Source organism: Streptomyces laurentii, assembly GCF_040635425.1.
Classification (GTDB): Bacteria; Actinomycetota; Actinomycetes; order Streptomycetales; family Streptomycetaceae; genus Streptomyces; species Streptomyces laurentii.
In genome coordinates, this window is sequence record NZ_JBEYHT010000020.1 from 92273 (window position 1) to 110510 (window position 18238).

Consider the following 18238-nt stretch of genomic DNA (forward strand, 5'->3'; position numbering starts at 1 on the left):
GGAAGACCTCCGCAGCACGTCCGCCGCGCTGTTGTCAAGCCCCGAGATATGCCCTGACCTGCGAAAACGCCATTCAGAAGAAGCCGTATCCGTGTTACCCTGGATAGCCACGGAAGGGGTACCTGTCACATGACGTTCAAGGTTGGCGACACCGTGGTCTATCCCCATCATGGGGCCGCGCTGATCGAGGCCATCGAAACTCGCCAGATCAAAGGCGTGGACAAGACCTACTTGGTGCTCAAGGTCGCGCAGGGTGACCTGACGGTACGCGTACCGGCGGACAACGCCGAGTTCGTCGGTGTTCGCGACGTGGTCGGTCAGGACGGGCTGGACCGGGTCTTCGAGGTGCTGCGCGCGCCGTACGCGGAAGAGCCGACGAACTGGTCCCGTCGCTACAAGGCAAATCTGGAGAAGCTCGCCTCCGGTGACGTCATCAAGGTCGCCGAAGTGGTGCGCGACCTGTGGCGTCGTGAGCGCGAGCGCGGACTCTCCGCCGGTGAGAAGCGCATGCTCGCCAAGGCCCGCCAGATCCTGGTGAGCGAGCTGGCTCTCGCGGAGAACACCAACGAGGACAAGGCCGAGGCACTTCTCGACGAAGTACTCGCGTCCTGAGCCCGACACCCGAGCCGACCGCCTGACGCCTGGCATACCCGCCATGTCAGCACGACGCACGATGCCGCAGTGCCCGTAGACGTCCTGTGAATCCCGGTGGGCCGCTGAGAAGCGGTCCACCGTACGGTTCCACAGTGCCGTCGCCGGGCACTGCGGCATGTTCGTCTCTCTGTTCGGACCCCCTGATCCGCATCCCGATCCCGATCACCGAACTCGATCCCGATCACCGACGCCCGGCCGGCGATGTCCGGCCGGCGACGCCGATCCGGTCGACGACACCGATCCCGACCGGCGATACGCGATCCCCGATCACAAGCTTCGACCCGGATCCAGGATCTCCGGAACCCGGTACACCCGGAACCGGAGAGCCGGCATCCCCCCGCGGCTCTCGCACGGCGCCACCCGACCGTACTCACGGAAGGGGCCGGAAGGGGCCCGGTCAAGGCGTCACCGTCAAGCTCATCGACGCCATACCCACGTCGCCCGCGGAAACAAACCTGCCGGAGTGCAACCGATGACAGACCAAGCGCGTGAAAGCCGGACCGCCGTGGTGATCCCCGCGGCCGGCCGTGGTGTCCGCCTCGGCCCGGGCGCCCCCAAAGCGCTGCGCGCGCTGAACGGCACGCCCATCCTCGTCCACGCCGTCCGGGCGATGGCCGCCTCGCGCGCCGTCTCCCTCGTCGTCGTGGTCGCCCCCGCCGACGGCGCCGCCGAGGTCAAGAACCTCCTCGACGACCACGCCCTGCCCGACCGTACCGACTACGTCGTCGTCCCCGGCGGCGATACCCGCCAGGAGTCCGTCCACCTCGGACTCAAGGCGGTGCCGGACGACATCACCACCGTCCTCGTCCATGACGCGGCCCGCCCGCTCGTCCCGGCCGAGGTCGTCGACACCGTCATCGAGGCGGTACGGGACGGGGCGGTCGCCGTCGTCCCCGCGCTGCCCCTCGCCGACACGGTCAAGGAGATCGAGCCGGCCGAGCGGCCCGGCGACCCCGAGCGCGTCGTCGCGACCCCCGTGCGGGCCCGGCTGCGCGCCGTACAGACTCCGCAGGGCTTCGACCGGGACACCCTGGTCAACGCCCATGCCACCGTCGCCCTCGCCGGCGAGGGCGCCACCGACGACGCCGGGATGGTCGAGAAGCTCGGCGCGCCCGTCGTCGTGGTGCCCGGCCACGAAGAGGCGTTCAAGGTGACCCGCCCCCTCGACCTCGTCCTCGCCGAGGCCGTACTCGCCCGCAGGAGGGCCAACGATGGCTTCTGACAGCAGCTCCCCGGCCCCGGCCCCGGTGGTCCCGGTGCTTCCCCGCACCGGCATCGGCACCGACGTCCACGCCTTCGAGAAGGGGCGGGAGCTGTGGTGCGCCGGCCTCCTCTGGGAGGGGGAGGAGTACGGGCTCGCCGGGCACTCCGACGGTGACGTCGCCGCCCACGCCGCCTGCGACGCGCTCTTCTCCGCCGCCGGCATCGGCGACCTCGGCGCCCACTTCGGCACCTCGCGCCCCGAGTGGTCCGGCGCCTCCGGCGTCACGCTGCTCGCCGAGGCCGCCCGGATCGTGCGCGCCGAGGGATACGAGATCGGCAACATCGCCGTCCAGGTCGTCGGCGTCCGTCCGAAGGTCGGCAAGCGCCGCGACGAGGCCCAGAAGGCGCTCAGTGAGGCGGCGGGCGCACCTGTCTCCGTCTCCGGCACCACCACCGACGGGCTCGGTCTCACCGGCCGCGCCGAGGGCCTGGCCGCGCTCGCGACCGCGCTCGTCTACCCCGTACAGGGCTGAATCACCGCGTACGGGACTCGAGCGCGGCGCGGAGCCGGACGGGGAGCGCCCGGTTCCGCTCCCGGGGCGCGTCCCCGCCGAGAAAGTGCCCCGAGATCCCCTGGTGGGTCTCGGGGCATCGCCGCTCGCCCACTACTCTGGTGTGGTGACTATTCGCCTGTACGACACCAGCGCCCGGCAGACCCGTGACTTCACCCCGATCAAGCCGGGCTGCGTCTCGATCTACCTGTGTGGCGCGACCGTGCAGGCCGCACCGCACATCGGACACATCCGGTCCGGTCTGAACTTCGACATCCTGAGCCGCTGGTTCGAATACCGCGGCTACGACGTCACGTTCATCCGCAACGTCACCGACATCGACGACAAGATCATCGCCAAGGGCGCCGAACAGGGCCGTCCGTGGTGGTCGATCGGCTACGAGAACGAGCGCGCGTTCAACTCCGGCTACCAGGCCCTCGGTTGCCTGCCGCCGACCTACGAGCCGCGCGCCACCGGCCACGTCACCGAGATGGTCGAGATGATGCGCGGCCTGATCGAGCGCGGCCACGCGTACGTCTCCGACGGCAGCGTGTACTTCGACGTGCGCTCCTTCCCGGAGTACCTGTCGCTGTCCAACCAGGACATCGACGACCTGCGCCAGCCCGACGAGGGCGTCTCCGGCAAGCGGGACCCGCGCGACTTCGCCATGTGGAAGGCCACCAAGCCGGGCGAGCCCGACTGGGAGACCCCGTGGGGCCGCGGCCGTCCCGGCTGGCACCTGGAGTGCTCGGCCATGGCGCACAAGTACCTGGGCTCCGCCTTCGACATCCACGGCGGCGGCCTCGACCTGGTCTTCCCGCACCACGAGAACGAGATCGCCCAGGCCCGCGCCTTCGGCGACGAGTTCGCGCGCTACTGGGTGCACAACGCCTGGGTCACCATGAGCGGCGAGAAGATGTCGAAGTCGCTGGGCAACAGCGTCCTCGTCTCCGAGATGGTGAAGAACTGGCGCCCGATCGTCCTGCGCTACTACCTGGGCACCCCGCACTACCGGTCGATGATCGAGTACAGCGAGGAGGCCCTGCGCGAGGCCGAGGCCGCCTTCGCCCGTATCGAGGGCTTCGTCCAGCGCGCCACCGAGAAGGCCGGGGCGCCCGTCGCCCCCGCCGCCGAGGTGCCGCCGGCCTTCGCCGAGGCCATGGACGACGACCTCGGCGTGCCGCAGGCGCTGGCGATCATCCACACCGCCGTCCGCCAGGGCAACAGCGCGCTCGCCGCCGACGACAAGGAAGCCGCGGTCGCCCGCCTCGCCGAGGTGCGCGCCATGCTCGGCGTCCTCGGTCTCGACCCGCTCGACCCGCACTGGGCCGAGGAGAACGACCGCGGCGAGGAGCTGCACGGCGTCGTCGACACCCTCGTCCGCCTGGTGCTCCAGCAGCGCGAGTCGGCGCGTGAGCGCAAGGACTGGACCAGCGCGGACGCCATCCGCGACCAGCTGAACCAGTCCGGTCTGGCCATCGAGGACGGACCGGACGGGCCGCGCTGGTCGGTCGCCGGTTCCGGGCGCTGAGCCGCCGCCGGACCGCCGATACGCCGATGAGTGTGCCGTCCGGGCCTCCGGGCGGCACACTTCACTTACAGACACAGACAGACTTAGGTACGCGTACGCACGCGTACGTGATCCGAGAAGCAGGTAGCAGTCATGGCCGGGAACAGCCAGCGCAGGGGACGTCGCACGTCCAACAAGAAGGGCGCGACGGTCGGCAGCGGTGGCCAGCGGCGCAAGGGCCTCGAGGGCAAGGGCCCGACGCCCAAGGCCGAGAACCGCAAGGGCCACAAGGCCTACCGCGTCTCCAACGCGATGGCCCGGAACGCGGCCAAGCGCAAGCCCGTCGTCCGCCGCGGCGGCAAGGGCCAGTCGGAGATGGTCGTCGGCCGTAACCCGGTCTTCGAGGCGCTGCGCGACGGCGTGCCCGCGACGACGCTCTACGTCCAGCAGTTCATCGACAACGACGAGCGTGTGCGCGAGGCCCTCAACCTCGCCACCGGCCGCGGCAACATCAACATCATGGAGGCGCCGCGCCCCGAGCTGGACCGGATGACGAACGGCCTCAACCACCAGGGTCTCGTCCTCCAGGTCCCGCCGTACGAGTACGCGCACCCCGAGGACCTCGCCGAGGCCGCGTACGAGGAGCACGAGGACCCGCTGATCGTCGCCCTCGACGGCGTCACCGACCCGCGCAACCTCGGCGCCGTCGTCCGTTCCGTCTCCGCCTTCGGCGGCCACGGCGTGGTCGTGCCCGAGCGCCGCGCCGCCGGTATGACGGCGGGCGCGTGGAAGACCTCGGCCGGCACCGCCGCCCGTACGCCGGTGGCCCGTGCCACCAACCTCACGCGCTGCCTGGAGCAGTACCAGAAGGCCGGTCTGACGGTTGTCGGCCTCGCCGCCGACGGTGACACCGAGGTGCACGAGCTGGACGCGCTGGCCGGGCCGGTCGTCGTCGTGGTCGGCTCCGAGGGCAAGGGCCTGTCCCGCCTGGTCGGCGAGACCTGCGACTTCCTCGTCCGCATCCCGATGCCGGGTGGCGCCGAGTCGCTGAACGCCGGTGTCGCGGCGGGGGTCGTGCTGTACGAGGCGGCCCGCCGCCGTATGAGCTGAGCCCTGTGAGCTGAGCTCTCCGAGTCGAGCCCTCTGAGCTGAGCTCTCGGAGTCGAGCCCTCCCGGAGGGTGTGAGTGCGACGGGCCCGCGGTGCGCGGGCCCGTCGCGCTTTCGTTGGCGCGGTGCGCCCGGTGTGGGGTGTGCTGTGCGGATCGCGCGGGGTGCGCGCTCCGGCGCGAGCCGCCGTACGCGCTCCTGCGCGCTCCCGTACGAGCCCTCTTCCCGCGCCCGGCGCACGCCCGGCGTGAGCGCGCCCACCCCCGCTGACCTCGGCAGCCTCCGCCCGGGCCCATATCTTGACGGGCCTCGGACATTCCCGTGCCGTCAAGGCAGTGTCCTAACCGCGCGTCACTCGGTTAGATGAGTGTGGACACCAGAACGCCCCGGCCGGGGTTCGACGATCAGCCCGCGCTGAGCATGGTCAAGGTGGATTGCGATCCCGCCCAGGTGATCGTGAACCACGCCAGCTTCCGTGTGCGGCTCGCGCCGGCCCAGCAGCCGAGGTTCGCCGCGAGCCCCCGTATCGCCGCCCTCGCCGGAGCCGCCGGGATCACCGCGGCCATGGGCGGCGGCGCCCGCGCCGACGGGCCCCGGCGCCGGCCCGTCGTATGGACCGGGAAGTCCTCACCCGCCGCCGCCGGCCTGCTCCAGGCCGTCCGCGACACCGTCACCCCGCGCGGCCCCGGCGTGTCCACCCTGGACCCCGGCACCCGCGCCGTCCCGCGACTCGACGACGACACGATGCCGACCCCCCGGGTGCGGCCGGCGCCCGCCGGTCCGCTGCTGCCGCCGATGCGGCGCGCCGAGGGGGCGTACGACAACCTGTACGAGACGGCCCCGATCGAGACGTACCAGGGCCGGTACGGCGACGCGTACGACGACGGCCCGTACGGCGACACGTACGACGGTGGCGACGACGCGACCGGGAACGACCCGCGCGCCCGGGCGTCCCAGCGGCACGGCGTCGACCCGGTCCGGCACGCGTACTACCCCGGCCGCCGGATGAACCTCGGGGTGGTGCTGCTGCCGCTGCGGGTGTTCCTCGGCTGCATCTCCGTCTACTCGGGCATGGGCAAGCTCTGTGACCCCGTCTACTTCGACGGCGGCGAACGCGGCTCCATGGTCAAGACCCTGCACGCCCTGCACCCCTGGCCGCCGGCCGAACCCCTGCGGGACTTCGCGCTCCAGCACCCCGTCGGCACCGGACTCACCGTCGCGTTCCTGCAGGTCGTCGTCGGCGTCCTGACCGCCCTCGGCCTGTGGCAGCGGATCGCGGCCGCCGTCGGCGCGCTGCTGTCCGCCGCGCTGATCCTCACCATCAGCTGGAAGGCCGTCCCGGCCTACGAGACCCCCGACATCATCTACCTGGCCGCCTGGTCGCCGCTGATCATCGCGGGCGCCCCGGTCTACTCCCTCGACGGCCGCCTCGCGGGCGAGGCCTGGCGCACCCTCGGGCCGCGCTCCGAGATCTGGGAACTGCGCCGCCGGGTGCTGCGCCGCGGCGCGGTCATCACCGCGATCGTCATCGGCGTCACCCTCCTCGTCGGCTCGATGCTCGGCGGCGCGGTGCGCTCCACCGAGATGGTCACCGTGCCCGGACCGGACGACGATCCGGTCAACCACCTGCCGGGCCGCCCGCTCCCGCACGAGCCCGGGGCCACCGGCACCGTCCAGCAGACCCCGCGCCTGCCGAGGCCGACGGCGACGAGTGGCGCGAGCGGGACCGGCGGCACGCAGCAGAAGAACGAGCCGGAGGCCAAGCCGAGCGAGTCGGCGCGGGGCCCCGAGCAGGGCACGCGGCAGAGCAGCCCGACGACGTCGCGGGGCGGCGGCACGGGGGCCCCGAGCCAGTCCGGCGCAGGTACGGCGGTCCCGCCGTCGTCCTCCTCGTCGACCGGTTCCGCCACCGGCGGCGGGAGCACCTCGGCGGGCGGCTCCGGCGGTACGAGCGGTGCGCCGGGCGGCGGGACCAGCGGCGGCGGCAGCGGCGCCGGCGGGTCCACGGACGGCGGCTCGTCCTCGGGCGGGGCACGCAACCCGATCGGCGGCCTGCTGGGCTGACGCCCCGGCCGCGTACGGACAAGAGGGCCCCGGGTGTCGGGAAGACACCCGGGGCCCTCGTCCATGCCCGCTGTCGGGGCTGCTGGATGTGTGCGGGGCGTGGGGAGTGCGTGGGGAGTGCCGTCAGGCGTGGGCGGCCAGCTCCCGGGCCGCCTCCGTCAGGTCCTTGGCGGTGTCGATGGCCCGCCAGTACGCGCCCTGGGGCAGCGGGAAGCCCGCGAGCCGCCGCTCGCGCGCCAGCCGGGGGAACGTCGTGCGCTCGTGGTCGCCGAGGTCCGGCAGCAGATCGGTGAACGCGGCGGAGAAGACGTACACGCCCGCGTTGATGAGGTACGGGGACGGCGGCGACTCGATGAAGTCGGTGATGTGACCGAACGCGTCGGTCTCGACGGCGCCCCACGGGATCCGCGGCCGGGCCAGCGCGAGCGTCGCGGTGGCGTCGCGCTCGGCGTGGAACTCCGCCATCTCGCGCAGCGAGAAACGGGTCCAGATGTCGCCGTTCGTCGCGTACCAGGGCCGGCCCGGCTCGGGCAGGCGCGCGGCGGCGTACTTGAGCCCGCCGCCGCGGCCCAGCGGCTCGGACTCCACCACCGTCGTCACCCGGAGCGGCAGATCGGCGCTCTCCAGCCACTCCTGGAGCACCTCGGCGAGATGGCCGCAGGAGACGACGGCGTCCGTGACCCCCTCGGCGGCGAGCCAGGACAGCTGATGGCCGATGATCGGGGTCCCGGTGCCCGGGATCTCGACCATCGGCTTGGGGCGGTCGTCGGTGTACGGGCGCAGCCGCGAACCCTGGCCGCCCGCGAGGATCACGGCCTGCGTCGGGAAGGTATGCATACCGGGAACGATATGCGGGCCCGGCGCGGCCTCAGCTCGCGCGCATGACGCCGAGCGCGAAGGAGGTGTCGCAGACCGGGCGGGAGAAGGACTGGGCGCGCGTCGGGCCGTAGTGACGGACGGCGGCGGCGCCGAGGGACCGCGCGATCGACATGCAGTGCTTGGCGAGCGACGGCCGGTTCTCCACCTCGCGCTGGAGGTGGGTCAGGGCGGTGCCGGGGTCCTTCTCCTGGAGCTCGGCCAGCAGCCGGTCGCGCAGCACGTCCTGCGGGGCGCGGGAGGCGGCCTTGGCGCCGCGGGCGGTGCCGGCGGAGGTGGTGGTGGCGGTGGCCGACGCGTCCATGGCCGACGAGGCGGTCGACGCGGTCAGCATCTGGGTCCCGTCCTGGCCCGCCCACGGAACGGCGGACACCGCGAGCGTTCCGGAGAGCACCAGCACGACGGGGAGGACGAGGGCGAGGGAGCGGCCGATACGGCGGGCAGAGTGGGTCACGGAGGCGAGCGTAGCGGCCGGTAATGATATGGCGTCATTTAGTCACCCTTGCGAGGGATCGTTCGAGGAGGCTTTTCGAATTTCGTGTTGACGCGGGGCAGTCGGCGCCGGGACGAATGGCCAGTTCTGCCGGGGTTTTCGCCAAGTCGGTATTCATGCGGGGTCATGGGTGAGGCCGTGCGCGGGATCGCGCCGACGTACGGGAACGGCCCCGCTCCCGCGGGGCGGGAACGAGGCCGTGGTGACCGTGGACCGGGCGAACCGCCCTGGCGGGCAGGCGAGTTGGCTCGGTCGGTCGACTTGAGTCGGTCGGCTCGGGTCAGTCGGCTCGGGTCAGTCGGCTCGGGTCAGTTGGAGAGACGCTCTCCGGTCGAGGTCGAGAAGACGTGCAGCTCGGCCGCGCGCGGGGTGACCTGGAGGGTCGAGCCCTTCGCCGGGACCTCGCGGCCGCCGACGCGGACCACGAGCTCCTTGTCCTCGCCGCCGACGCGGGTCGTGCCGTACACGAAGCCGTCGGAGCCCAGCTCCTCGACCACGTTGACCTGCACGGCCAGGCCGTCCTTGCTGGTGGCGCCGGCGATGTCGAAGTGCTCGGGGCGCACGCCGACGGTCACCGTGGTGTCGCCCTTGGCGGACGCGGCGGCGATGGCGTCACGCGAGACCGGCACGACGCTGGCGCCGAACTTCACGCCGCCGTCGGTGATCGGGACCTCGATCAGGTTCATGGCGGGGGAGCCGATGAAGCCGGCGACGAAGAGGTTCGCGGGCTTGTCGTACATGTTGCGCGGCGTGTCGACCTGCTGGAGCAGACCGTCCTTGAGGACCGCGACCCGGTCGCCCATGGTCAGGGCCTCGGTCTGGTCGTGCGTCACGTACACGGTGGTGATGCCGAGCCGGCGCTGCAGCGAGGCGATCTGCGTACGGGTCGAGACACGGAGCTTGGCGTCGAGGTTCGACAGCGGCTCGTCCATGAGGAATACCTGCGGCTCGCGGACGATGGCCCGGCCCATCGCGACACGCTGCCGCTGACCACCGGACAGCGCCTTCGGCTTGCGGTCCAGGTACTCGGTCAGGTCGAGGATCCGGGCGGCCTCCTCGACCTTGGCGCGGATCTCGCTCTTGTTGACGCCGGCGATCTTCAGGGCGAAGCCCATGTTGTCGGCGACGGTCATGTGCGGGTAGAGCGCGTAGTTCTGGAACACCATCGCGATGTCCCGGTCCTTCGGCGGCAGGTGCGTGACGTCGCGGTCGCCGATCCGGATGGCGCCGGCGCTGACGTCCTCCAGGCCGGCCAGCATGCGCAGCGAGGTGGACTTGCCGCAGCCGGAGGGGCCGACGAGGACGAGGAACTCGCCGTCGGCGATCTCGATCTCGAGCTGGTCGACGGAGGGCTTTTCGGCGCCGGGGTAGACCAGGGTCGCCTTGTCGTACGTGACGGAAGCCATGGTGATGTGTATCCCTTCACCGGCAGGAACGTGCCGGACGATCCGAGTAAAGGAAGGATTGAGGTCTAGTCCACCTGGGTGAACTCCGAGCGACGCTACCTGCCCCCGCCCGATCTGTCAGCAGCCGGGAGACCCTGAGATTTCCCGCCTCCGGCGCGCGGGCGTTCGTTACACTGCTTTCGCTGCCTCCTTAGCTCAGCTGGCCAGAGCACCGCTCTTGTAAAGCGGGGGTCGTCGGTTCGAACCCGACAGGGGGCTCGCATGTCAGGGGCCTGCCGTCTTCTCTACGGCAGGCCCCTGACGACTGTTTCCGACGACAACCGCTACTCGGGGGCCCGTTTCGGGGCGAGCGAGCCGTCCGTCTTGGCCATGGCCTCCCGCTGCGAGTGGTCGACCACGTGGGTGTGGACGTTCATGGTCACGGCGATCTGGGAGTGGCCCAGGATCGGCATGATCACGCGGCGAGCAGCGTCGAGGTGCCGTGCCGTACGTCGTGCGGCCGGGCCGGTCCAGTGGTGGGCCGGCGGCTCGTGCGTCCGAGGCGGGGATTTCTGCGTCACGGCGTCATCAGCGTCATATGGGCTTCTGACCCGTGGTTCTCGGTGACGCAAGGGGCGATGGCCTGTGTCACCCGTGACGGAGCGTCCGTCACCGCGTGACGCAGGTGACGAACGGTGGGCGGCGGCAAGCCGCCGAAGAGCAAGAGGAGCCGTACCGGGGCCAGAGGTTCCCTGCAGATATTGCCGCAGATCTCACCGGAGCCCGCTCGTAATGTGAGCAGCATGATTGATCACGATGTCGAAGACGTGGGCTGGGAACTCATCGGGTGGGACGGCGATGAGGCTGCGGCCCATGTCACCAGTCTGACGCGGGACGAGATCTTGAGTCTCCACACGCTCTTTCCGGAGCGTGGGGAGGATGAGCTCCTCGCCACTGCCGTGTATCCGGTCGTGCCTGAGCGCTACGCGGCCATGCGGGCCGCAGTTCCTCGGCTGGAGTTCAAGGCTGACCTTGATTACCAGCTCGGTGGATTCCGCCTGCCGTAGCTCCGGTGACCGGACCGGCCTGAAGCAGTTCCCGCTGTTCGTCCTGCGGGGGCTTGGGGCGGGTCGTCTCGATGTCAGGGGGCGGCGCGGGTGCGGCCCCGGTCGACGAGGAGGCCGCGAGGCGGTCGGAGCGGATCCTGCCGCCGGCGGGCCACCTCTTGGGCAGAGGGCGAAAGTCCTCGCCGGTGTAGAGCTGGGTGAGTTGTGCAGCCACTCGGCGGACGCCAACCGGATCCCGACTCCCGGGTCCTTGCCGGCGGCGTCCTTCAGGACGGGGGGCTTCGACATCTACGGGTTGCGTCAACGGGGTCGGTTGGGCGAGGGCGGCCACGAGCGGGTGGAGCGAGATACGGATGCTCGCTCCCAGGCCCGGCAGGCAGGATCACGCCATGTCGGCCGACGTCAGTGGATTGATCGAGTGCCGTCCGGGGGCCCGGCTGTGGGGTCTGGACGATGAGGACACGGTCTGGGAAGCGGGCATCGACCTCTTCCTGCTGAACAGGGGCAACGCCTATGACGGCCTGGCCTGCCTCTTCGGGATTCGCAACTCCTCCGGTTTCCGTCCGCTTACTGAGGACCGCGGCTTTCCGGGGGACGCGTCGGAAGGGTTGCGTCGTGAGTTCGCCGACTGCGGCGGCCACGACTGCGTGTACGGGACGACCTGGGTGACCTGGGCCGAGCTGTCCGCCACCGACTGGCAGGAGACGGACGCCTCCGGCACACGAAGCCGGGCGTCGGTCGCGGGTACCGACACAGACTGGGGTCGAGTCTGGAGCGTCATGCGCATCCTCAGTGAAGTCCACGGCGCGGAGAACGTGCGTCTCGTCGTCTGGTTCCACTGACTCAACCCCGTGCTCAAGATGGTGTCGAGCCAGACCAGCGTCCAGCAGGGGCACGCACCTACCTCGGTGGAGGTGGTGCCGGTCGTCGAGGTGCACTGCCGCTACGGCTGATCCCCCGGGCGCCACGGACAAGGTGGAGTACCCCGTTCCGGGCACGACCGTACTGGTAGGTGAATGCCAGGCCGGACGTTGGCATCGCGGGCTGCCGGGTGACCGCACAGCCCGACTCCGACGAGCCCGAAGACGAGGCTGTCCCGATCAAGCTGGTGCTCGCCTCAGCTCCGCAGGTCCGGCCAGCCGTCCCTGTTGGAGTAGCTCTCGAAGCAGTACCGGGTCGAGCGGTCCCACTCCTCGCCGGTGGCCAGCTTGTACGCCTTGTCCGGCACGTACAGCAGCCACTCGCCGTCACGCTCGCTTGAGGTGTACGGCGCGAACTTGTCGACGTCGAAGAAGACGCTCTCCCACACAGCCCGACCCGCGGCCACCACCGCGCAGCGCGCGTACAGGAACACGTCGGACGACTGAGGGAACGGACTGCCGAACCGGGCCGTCAGGTCGATTACGGGCAGGGTGCCGAACTTCTCCTGGTCCAAGCGGTAGAGCGCCTCGGCGTGACGCTCCGCGAAACCGACGATGTCGGCGATCGGACGGTGGCTCAGTTCCTCAGCGAGGCGGTGGCAGCTCTCTTGGGTGGCTTCGCCGTTCAGGGTGGCTGTCAGCGCCCAGAAGTCGGCCCATGTCATATTCACGGGCGCAGGATGGCAGGACGGTCTGACATCCACGGCTGACATCAACGACCGTGGACAGCAGCAGCCGCGCCCGGCCGGCCCCGGACAGCCCGCCCCGGGCCTGGCGGCGTGTCCCGCCGGTCTGTGGGCCGGTGTTTCACCGGCTCTCTTCGGATTTGTGTCCCGGTACGTACCGGGGTCCGGGACACTTGTGCGTTACGGGGGCGGGGCGCGGGGCGTGTGGGGTGTGTCGAGGGAGGGGTGCGGCGGATGAGTAGGCGTTCGAGTGGGCTGATCGGCGTGTGGGCCGAGGCGCAGCGGGCGGCGCAGCGTGAGCGGGAGGGGCGGCAGCGGGCCGTGCTGCGGCAGCAGCAGGACGCGGAGCGGGCGCGGCGGGCGCATGAGCGTGACGTGGCGCGGATGCAGCGGGAGCAGCGGGCGGAGTACCGGCGGCAGCGGGACGCGGACGCGCTCCGGCGGACGCGGGAGCTGGACGAGCGGGTGGCGGCGCTGGAGGGCCTGCTGGCCTCGGGGTGCCGGAGCGTGCCGCCGGTGGTGGATTCCTTGCGGCAGCGGGAGGAAGTGGCGCCGTTCGATCCGGGGCCGCTCGGTCAGCCGGTGCTGATGCCCGACGAGCGGAACTATCAGGCGCGGGCCGGCTGGGGCGGTCAGCGGGAGGCGCGGGCGCGGTTCGAGCAGGACTGGTACGCGGCGCAGGCGGCTGAGGGGCGGCGGCTGGAGCAGTTGGCGGCGTACCGGCGGCAGTACGACGAGTGGGCGGCGGCCCGGCTGGCGGAGATACGGCAGCACAACAGCGGGCTCGCCGGGATGGCGGAGGCGCTGCGGTCGGGTGATCCGGAGACGGTGGTCGAGTACTTCTCCGCGGTGCTGTACGCGTCGACGGCGTGGCCGGAGGGCTTCCCGCGGCAGGTGTCGGCGGCGTACGACCGGGGTGCGCGGGCGCTGGTGCTCGACTGGGATCTGCCGGGGTACGACGTGGTGCCGGACGTGAAGGGCGTCAAGTACCTGCCGAGTACGGATCAGGAGAAGGAGGTGGAGCGGCCGGTGACCCAGCGCCGGGCGCTCTACCGGGGCGTACTGGCGCAGTGTGTGCTGCTCGCGGTGCGCGAGCTCTTCGTGGCCGACGGCTTCGGGTCGGCCGGGGCCGGGTCGGACGGCTTCGGTTCGGACGGTTTCGGGTCGGCCGGGGGCGGCGGGGGCCGGGCGCTGGACCGGGTGGTGCTGAACGGGTTCGTCGAGGGCGTGGATCCAGCGACGGGTGTGCCGGGCCGGATATGCGTGGCGTCGGTCGCGGTGGACCGGCCGGCGTTCGACGGGCTGAACCTGGAACTGGTCGGCGCCGTGGAGTGCGTGACGGGGCCGCTGGCGGGCCGCCTGTCGGCGAAGCCGGAGGAGCGCGTCGCGGTGACGCCGCTGCTGGCACCCGAGCAGGTGGGCGCGGGCGTGGTGTCGCACGGCGACGGCGAGGAGCCGGATCTGCTGGCGATGGACCCGATCGCGTTCGAGCACCTGGTGGCCGAGCTGTTCCGGGCGCGCGGGCTGCAGGCGGTGACCACGCAGCGGTCGAACGACGGCGGCGTGGACGTACAGGCGCTGGATCCGGATCCGATCAGCGGCGGCTCGATCCTGGTGCAGGTGAAGCGGTACCGGAACACGGTGCCGCCGAGCGCGGTACGCGATCTGTTCGGGACGGTGCAGGACGCCGGGGCCAACAAGGGCGTCCTGGTGACGACGTCGAGGTTCGGCCCCGGCTCGTACGCCTTCGCCAACGGCAAGCCGCTCACGCTGATCGCGGGGACGGAACTGGTGGAGCTGCTGCGGCAGCACGGGCTGCGGGGGCGGCTCGGTACGGGCGAGCCGGCCCCCACGCTGGTGCAGCCGGTGGCGGCGCCGGTCGAGGCGGACGAGGGCTTCAACCTGCTCGGCATGGTGTGGACCGGGTCGGTCGCGCTCGACGTGTGCGCGCTGGTGTGCGCGGGCAGCCGGGTGCTCGCGGACGACTGGTTCGTGTTCTTCAACAACCCGGCGACGCCGGACGGTTCGGTGGCGATGGTGACGCCGCCGCCCGGCGACAAGGCGGCGGTACGGGTCGGCTTCGACGCGCTGCCGGCCGGCGCCGACCGGCTGGTCCTGGTCGCGGCGGTGGATCCGGAGGTGAACCCGGACGCCGACCTGGCCGGGTTCGTGGACGCGGGGATCGTGCTGCGCGACGACGCGGGCGCGGAGCTGGACCGGCTGGAGGTGTCGGACGGCCGGCCGGGCGAGACGGCGCTGGTCCTCGGGTCGTTCCGGCGCCGGGCGGGCGGCGACTGGGACTTCGTACTCGGCGGGAAGGGGTACACGGGCGGGCTCGCGCAGCTCGTGGGGGACTTCGGCATCGAAGTGGAGTGAGCCGGGCGGAGGCGCGGTGCGCGACGAGGAGAGCCGCGCGAGCCCCGCGCCCGGGCGGCCCGCGGAAGCACCGTGCCCCACCGGACTCCGACCGGTGGGGCGGCGGTGCGCCAGCGCCCCGAGAGGTCAGCGGCCCGAGAGGCGGTTCGCGACGGTCGCGATGCGGTCCGTGGCGGTCGTACGGGACGTGGCCTCGCGGCGGTCCGCGGCGCGGAAGGCCGCGTACATGGTCTGCACGCCGAGCCAGCGCAGCGGCTCCGGCTCCCACTTGCGGACGCGGTGGTTCACCCAGGGCAGGGCGGTCAGTTCGGTCGGTCCGGTCTGTCCGGAGTCCTGCTGGATGAGGTCGCGCAGGGTGCGGGCGGCGAGGTTGGTGGTGGCGACGCCGGAGCCGACGTAGCCGCCCGCCCAGCCGAGGCCGGTGGAGCGGTCGAGGGTGACGGTGGCGCACCAGTCGCGCGGCACGCCGAGGACGCCGGACCAGGCGTGGGCGATGCCGACGCCCGCGAGCTGCGGGAAGAAGCGGACCAGGATGTCGCGGAGGGCGTCGACGGTCTGCGGCTGGGTGCGGCCGTCGTTGTCGGTGCGCGAGCCGTAGCGGTACGGGACGCCCCGGCCGCCGAGCGCGATGCGGCCGTCGGCGGTGCGCTGGGCGTACATGTAGGCGTGGGCCATGTCGCCGAGGGTCTCCAGGCCGTCCCAGCCGATGGAGTCCCACTGGGCGTCGGTGAGCGGCTCGGTGGCGATCATCGAGGAGTTCATCGGGAGCCAGGTGCGGCGCTGGCCGGAGAGGGACGCGGTGAAGCCCTCGGTACAGCGCAGGACGTACGGCGCGCGGACGGTGCCGTACGGGGTGACTGCGTGCTTCGGGCGGATCTCGGTGACGGGCGTGGACTCGTGGATCGTGACGCCGAGCGCTTCGACGGTGGCGGCGAGGCCCTTGACGAGCTTGACGGGGTGGAGGCGGGCGCCGTGCGGGGTCCAGCTGGAGCCGACGGCGCCGGTGACGCGGACGCGGGCGGCGGTCTCGCGGGCGCCGTACAGCTCGCGGTCCTTCTCGCCGAAGGCGGCCTCGACGGTGTGGAAGTCCCGGAGGCGGGCGAGCTGGGCGGGGGAGAGGGCGACTTCGAGGACGCCGCCGCGGTGGATGTCGGCGTCGATGCCCTCGGCGGCGCAGACGTCGACGACCTCGGTGACGGTGTCGTTCATGGCCTGCTGGAGGCGGACGGCGGCGTCGTGGCCGTGCAGGCGGGCGTAGCGGTCGCGGCCGGCGATGCCGTTGTAGAGCCAGCCGCCGTTGCGGCCGGAGGCGCCGTAGCCGCAGAAGGAGGCTTCGAGGACGGTGATGTCGAGGAAGGGGACGGCCTTCTTGAGGTAGTACGCGGTCCAGAGGCCGGTGTAGCCGCCGCCGACGATGCAGACGTCGGCGGTGGTGTCGCCGGGCAGCGGTTCGCGGGGCGCGGAGGCGCCTTCCTGCGCGTACCAGAACGATATGCCGCCGTTGACCGTGCCGTTGGCCGTGCCGTTGGCCGTGCTGCGCGTGCTCATCTTCCATCCCTCTTCCGGGTGCGTGGGCGGGAGGTTACCCGGGGCCCGGGGCCGGTGGATACGGCTGATTCCGGGGAGCGGGTGGGGAGCTTCGGGGGTGCGGATTTCGTTGTCCCGGTGGATGGGTTCCCAGGGGGTTCACGAGCCGTGTGAGGAAGGGGAGTTGATCGGATGATCGAGGTTCCGGCGGCGCTGGCGGCGTCCCAGGAGAAGTACAACGGTGCGGCGGGGCGGGCGTTCATCGCGGCGCTGCCGCGCCGGGCGGAGGAATTCGTCGAGCGGTGGGGGCTGCGGGTGACGGGGCCCTCGATGCACGGGGTGGCGTCGCTGGTGCTGCCCGTGGAAGTACGGACGGAGGGGATCGCGGCGGCGGTCAAGTTCCAGCTGCTCGACGAGGAGAGCGAGGGCGAGCCGGTCGCGTTGCGCGCGTGGGGCGGGAACGGGGCGGTCCGACTTCTGGCATATGACGACCCGACGGGCACCATGCTGCTGGAACGGGCGGACGAGAAGCGGCACTTGTCGACGCTCACGGACGCGCGCGAGGCGGTACGGATCCTCGCGGACGTCCTCGCCCGGCTGGTCGCCCTGCCCGCGCCGGCCGGGCTGCGCGGCCTCGGGGACATCGCCGCGGCGATGCTCGCGCGGACGCCGGAGGCCGCGGCGGGCCTCGCGGACCCGGCGGAGGCGGCGCTGCTGCGGGACTGCGCGTCGGCCGTACGGGAGGTGGTGGGCGAACCGGGCGACCGGCTGCTCCACTGGGACCTGCACTCCGACAACATCCTGGCCTCCGCGCGCGAGCCCTGGCTGGCCATCGACCCCAAGCCGCTGGCCGGCGACCCCGGCTTCGACCTGCTGCCGGCGCTGACGAGCCCGTGGGACCCGGGCCCCCTTCCGGACCCGGCCGAGACCCGGTGGCGTTTCGACCTGCTGACCGAACGCCTCGGTCTGGACCGGGCCCGGGCGCGCGCCTGGACGCTCGGCCGGGTGCTGCAGAACGGGCTCTGGGATGTCGAGGACGGGGCCGCCGCGCTCGACCCGGCGCAGGTGTCCATCGCGCGAAACATGCTGGCCAGGGCAGGGTGAGGGAGTGCAGTCTGTCCCCATGATCCGTACCGCCACGCCTGCCGACGTCCCCGTCATCCACGACATGATCTGCGATCTCGCCGCGTACGAGAAGGCGCTGCACGAGGTCCGTGCCACGCCGGAACAGCTGCGGGAGGCCCTCTTCGGAGAGCACCCGGCCGCGTTCGCGCACATCGCCGAGACCGACACGGGCGAGGTCGCCGGCTTCGCGCTGTGGTTCCTCAACTTCTCGACCTGGCGTGGGGTGCACGGCATCTACCTGGAGGACCTGTACGTCCGTCCGGAGCTGCGCGGCGGCGGTCACGGCAAGGCGCTGCTGACGGAGCTGGCGCGGATCTGCGGGGAGCGCGGGTACGAGCGGCTGGAGTGGTCGGTCCTGAACTGGAACGCGCCGTCGATCGCCTTCTACGAGTCCCTGGGTGCCCGCCCGCAGGACGAGTGGACGGTCTACCGGCTGACGGACGACGCGCTGGCCTCGCTGGGCGCGGGAGCCGGCGCGGTCGCGTAGCGGCGGTTGTAGAGGGGGCGTGAGGGTCTTTCCCGGGCCGGAGCCGGCCGTATGACGGTCTGATCCCGACGCCCCGACGCCCCGACGCCCCGACGCCCCGACGCCCCACGGCTAGTGCCGCATCAGGCAACCTTCGCCTCTCGTGACGAGTCGCCCGGTCGCTGCGGTTGGCAGCTCCGGGCGATCAGAATGATCACGTGGCTGAA

The 18238-nt window shown here is 71.8% G+C and carries 17 protein-coding genes and 1 tRNA gene; 12 read left to right on the plus strand and 6 right to left on the minus strand.

Going from position 1 to position 18238, the window contains the following annotated elements; translation table 11 throughout:
- The first annotated feature begins 129 nt into the window (after positions 1–129).
- The 6 genes from ABZ693_RS15610 to ABZ693_RS15635 all read left to right on the plus strand — a co-directional run bounded on the left by ABZ693_RS15610 (position 130) and on the right by ABZ693_RS15635 (position 7090).
- On the plus strand, positions 130–612 hold the full coding sequence (locus ABZ693_RS15610; RefSeq protein ID WP_003953493.1) for a CarD family transcriptional regulator: 483 nt from the start codon (positions 130–132) through the stop codon (positions 610–612).
- A gap of 514 nt (positions 613–1126) precedes the next feature.
- Positions 1127–1876, plus strand: coding sequence for a 2-C-methyl-D-erythritol 4-phosphate cytidylyltransferase (gene ispD, locus ABZ693_RS15615; protein ID WP_359876702.1), 750 nt, complete (start codon positions 1127–1129; stop codon positions 1874–1876).
- Positions 1866–2390, plus strand: a complete 525-nt coding sequence (ispF, locus tag ABZ693_RS15620) for a 2-C-methyl-D-erythritol 2,4-cyclodiphosphate synthase (protein WP_359876704.1) — start codon at positions 1866–1868, stop codon at positions 2388–2390. Before ispD ends, ispF begins: the two co-directional genes overlap by 11 nt.
- A 145-nt stretch (positions 2391–2535) precedes the next feature.
- Positions 2536–3939, plus strand: coding sequence for a cysteine--tRNA ligase (cysS, locus tag ABZ693_RS15625; protein ID WP_359876706.1), 1404 nt, complete (start codon positions 2536–2538; stop codon positions 3937–3939).
- Positions 3940–4071: 132 nt separating this feature from the next.
- On the plus strand, positions 4072–5028 hold the full coding sequence (gene rlmB, locus ABZ693_RS15630; protein WP_359876707.1) for a 23S rRNA (guanosine(2251)-2'-O)-methyltransferase RlmB: 957 nt from the start codon (positions 4072–4074) through the stop codon (positions 5026–5028).
- 361 nt (positions 5029–5389) lie between these two features.
- Positions 5390–7090, plus strand: coding sequence for a DoxX family protein (locus ABZ693_RS15635; protein WP_359876709.1), 1701 nt, complete (start codon positions 5390–5392; stop codon positions 7088–7090).
- Positions 7091–7213: 123 nt separating this feature from the next.
- On the opposite strand, the gene ABZ693_RS15640 is transcribed toward ABZ693_RS15635, so the two are convergent.
- The 3 genes from ABZ693_RS15640 to ABZ693_RS15650 form a co-directional block, all read right to left on the minus strand.
- Positions 7214–7927 carry a nucleotidyltransferase family protein gene (locus tag ABZ693_RS15640; protein WP_359876711.1) on the minus strand — a complete coding sequence of 238 codons (714 nt, stop codon included), beginning with the start codon at positions 7925–7927 and terminating at the stop codon, positions 7214–7216.
- 31 nt (positions 7928–7958) lie between these two features.
- Positions 7959–8420 (minus strand): hypothetical protein, encoded by a 462-nt coding sequence (locus tag ABZ693_RS15645; RefSeq protein ID WP_359876713.1) that lies wholly within the window; start codon positions 8418–8420, stop codon positions 7959–7961.
- 347 nt (positions 8421–8767) lie between these two features.
- The gene (locus ABZ693_RS15650) at positions 8768–9865 is read right to left on the minus strand and encodes an ABC transporter ATP-binding protein (RefSeq protein ID WP_359876715.1); all 1098 of its coding nucleotides are present in this window, start codon (positions 9863–9865) and stop codon (positions 8768–8770) included.
- Between the two features lie 184 nt (positions 9866–10049).
- On the opposite strand from ABZ693_RS15650, the gene ABZ693_RS15655 reads away from it, so the two are divergent.
- Positions 10050–10123: transfer RNA gene (locus ABZ693_RS15655), tRNA-Thr, on the plus strand.
- A gap of 65 nt (positions 10124–10188) precedes the next feature.
- Here ABZ693_RS15655 and ABZ693_RS15660 read toward each other — a convergent pair.
- Positions 10189–10323, minus strand: coding sequence for an integrase (locus ABZ693_RS15660; protein WP_359876717.1), 135 nt, complete (start codon positions 10321–10323; stop codon positions 10189–10191).
- 324 nt (positions 10324–10647) lie between these two features.
- Between ABZ693_RS15660 and ABZ693_RS15665 the strand changes: the two genes are divergently transcribed.
- Together ABZ693_RS15665 and ABZ693_RS15670 are read left to right on the plus strand one after the other, a co-directional pair.
- Positions 10648–10911, plus strand: a complete 264-nt coding sequence (locus ABZ693_RS15665) for a hypothetical protein (protein WP_359876718.1) — start codon at positions 10648–10650, stop codon at positions 10909–10911.
- A 389-nt stretch (positions 10912–11300) separates the two neighbouring features.
- Positions 11301–11753 (plus strand): hypothetical protein, encoded by a 453-nt coding sequence (locus ABZ693_RS15670; protein ID WP_359876720.1) that lies wholly within the window; start codon positions 11301–11303, stop codon positions 11751–11753.
- A 275-nt stretch (positions 11754–12028) separates the two neighbouring features.
- Here the strand turns inward: ABZ693_RS15670 and ABZ693_RS15675 are convergent, their stop codons facing one another.
- On the minus strand, positions 12029–12496 hold the full coding sequence (locus ABZ693_RS15675; protein ID WP_359876737.1) for a DUF4240 domain-containing protein: 468 nt from the start codon (positions 12494–12496) through the stop codon (positions 12029–12031).
- A 255-nt stretch (positions 12497–12751) separates the two neighbouring features.
- On the opposite strand from ABZ693_RS15675, the gene ABZ693_RS15680 reads away from it, so the two are divergent.
- Positions 12752–14893, plus strand: a complete 2142-nt coding sequence (locus ABZ693_RS15680; protein ID WP_359876721.1) for a restriction endonuclease — start codon at positions 12752–12754, stop codon at positions 14891–14893.
- Positions 14894–15019: 126 nt separating this feature from the next.
- Here ABZ693_RS15680 and ABZ693_RS15685 read toward each other — a convergent pair whose 3' ends face one another.
- The gene (locus ABZ693_RS15685) at positions 15020–16441 is read right to left on the minus strand and encodes an NAD(P)/FAD-dependent oxidoreductase (RefSeq protein WP_359876723.1); all 1422 of its coding nucleotides are present in this window, start codon (positions 16439–16441) and stop codon (positions 15020–15022) included.
- Positions 16442–16612: 171 nt separating this feature from the next.
- On the opposite strand from ABZ693_RS15685, the gene ABZ693_RS15690 reads away from it, so the two are divergent.
- Together ABZ693_RS15690 and ABZ693_RS15695 are read left to right on the plus strand one after the other, a co-directional pair.
- Positions 16613–17524, plus strand: a complete 912-nt coding sequence (locus ABZ693_RS15690) for an aminoglycoside phosphotransferase family protein (protein ID WP_359876724.1) — start codon at positions 16613–16615, stop codon at positions 17522–17524.
- Positions 17525–17543: 19 nt separating this feature from the next.
- Entirely contained in the window at positions 17544–18032 is a 489-nt protein-coding gene (locus ABZ693_RS15695; protein ID WP_359876726.1) for a GNAT family N-acetyltransferase, read from the plus strand.
- The last annotated feature ends 206 nt before the right edge of the window (positions 18033–18238 follow it).

Coding starts and splice junctions, on each gene's coding strand:
- ABZ693_RS15640 (WP_359876711.1), bottom strand. CDS start 7,927: ATGCATACCTTCCCGACGCAGGCCGTGATCCTCGCGGGCGGCCAGGGT.
- ABZ693_RS15695 (WP_359876726.1), top strand. CDS start 17,544: ATGATCCGTACCGCCACGCCTGCCGACGTCCCCGTCATCCACGACATG.
- ABZ693_RS15685 (WP_359876723.1), bottom strand. CDS start 16,441: ATGAGCACGCGCAGCACGGCCAACGGCACGGCCAACGGCACGGTCAAC.
- ABZ693_RS15680 (WP_359876721.1), top strand. CDS start 12,752: ATGAGTAGGCGTTCGAGTGGGCTGATCGGCGTGTGGGCCGAGGCGCAG.
- ABZ693_RS15670 (WP_359876720.1), top strand. CDS start 11,301: ATGTCGGCCGACGTCAGTGGATTGATCGAGTGCCGTCCGGGGGCCCGG.
- ABZ693_RS15635 (WP_359876709.1), top strand. CDS start 5,390: ATGAGTGTGGACACCAGAACGCCCCGGCCGGGGTTCGACGATCAGCCC.
- ispF (WP_359876704.1), top strand. CDS start 1,866: ATGGCTTCTGACAGCAGCTCCCCGGCCCCGGCCCCGGTGGTCCCGGTG.
- rlmB (WP_359876707.1), top strand. CDS start 4,072: ATGGCCGGGAACAGCCAGCGCAGGGGACGTCGCACGTCCAACAAGAAG.
- ABZ693_RS15675 (WP_359876737.1), bottom strand. CDS start 12,496: ATGACATGGGCCGACTTCTGGGCGCTGACAGCCACCCTGAACGGCGAA.
- ABZ693_RS15665 (WP_359876718.1), top strand. CDS start 10,648: ATGATTGATCACGATGTCGAAGACGTGGGCTGGGAACTCATCGGGTGG.
- ABZ693_RS15650 (WP_359876715.1), bottom strand. CDS start 9,865: ATGGCTTCCGTCACGTACGACAAGGCGACCCTGGTCTACCCCGGCGCC.
- ABZ693_RS15690 (WP_359876724.1), top strand. CDS start 16,613: ATGATCGAGGTTCCGGCGGCGCTGGCGGCGTCCCAGGAGAAGTACAAC.
- ispD (WP_359876702.1), top strand. CDS start 1,127: ATGACAGACCAAGCGCGTGAAAGCCGGACCGCCGTGGTGATCCCCGCG.
- ABZ693_RS15610 (WP_003953493.1), top strand. CDS start 130: ATGACGTTCAAGGTTGGCGACACCGTGGTCTATCCCCATCATGGGGCC.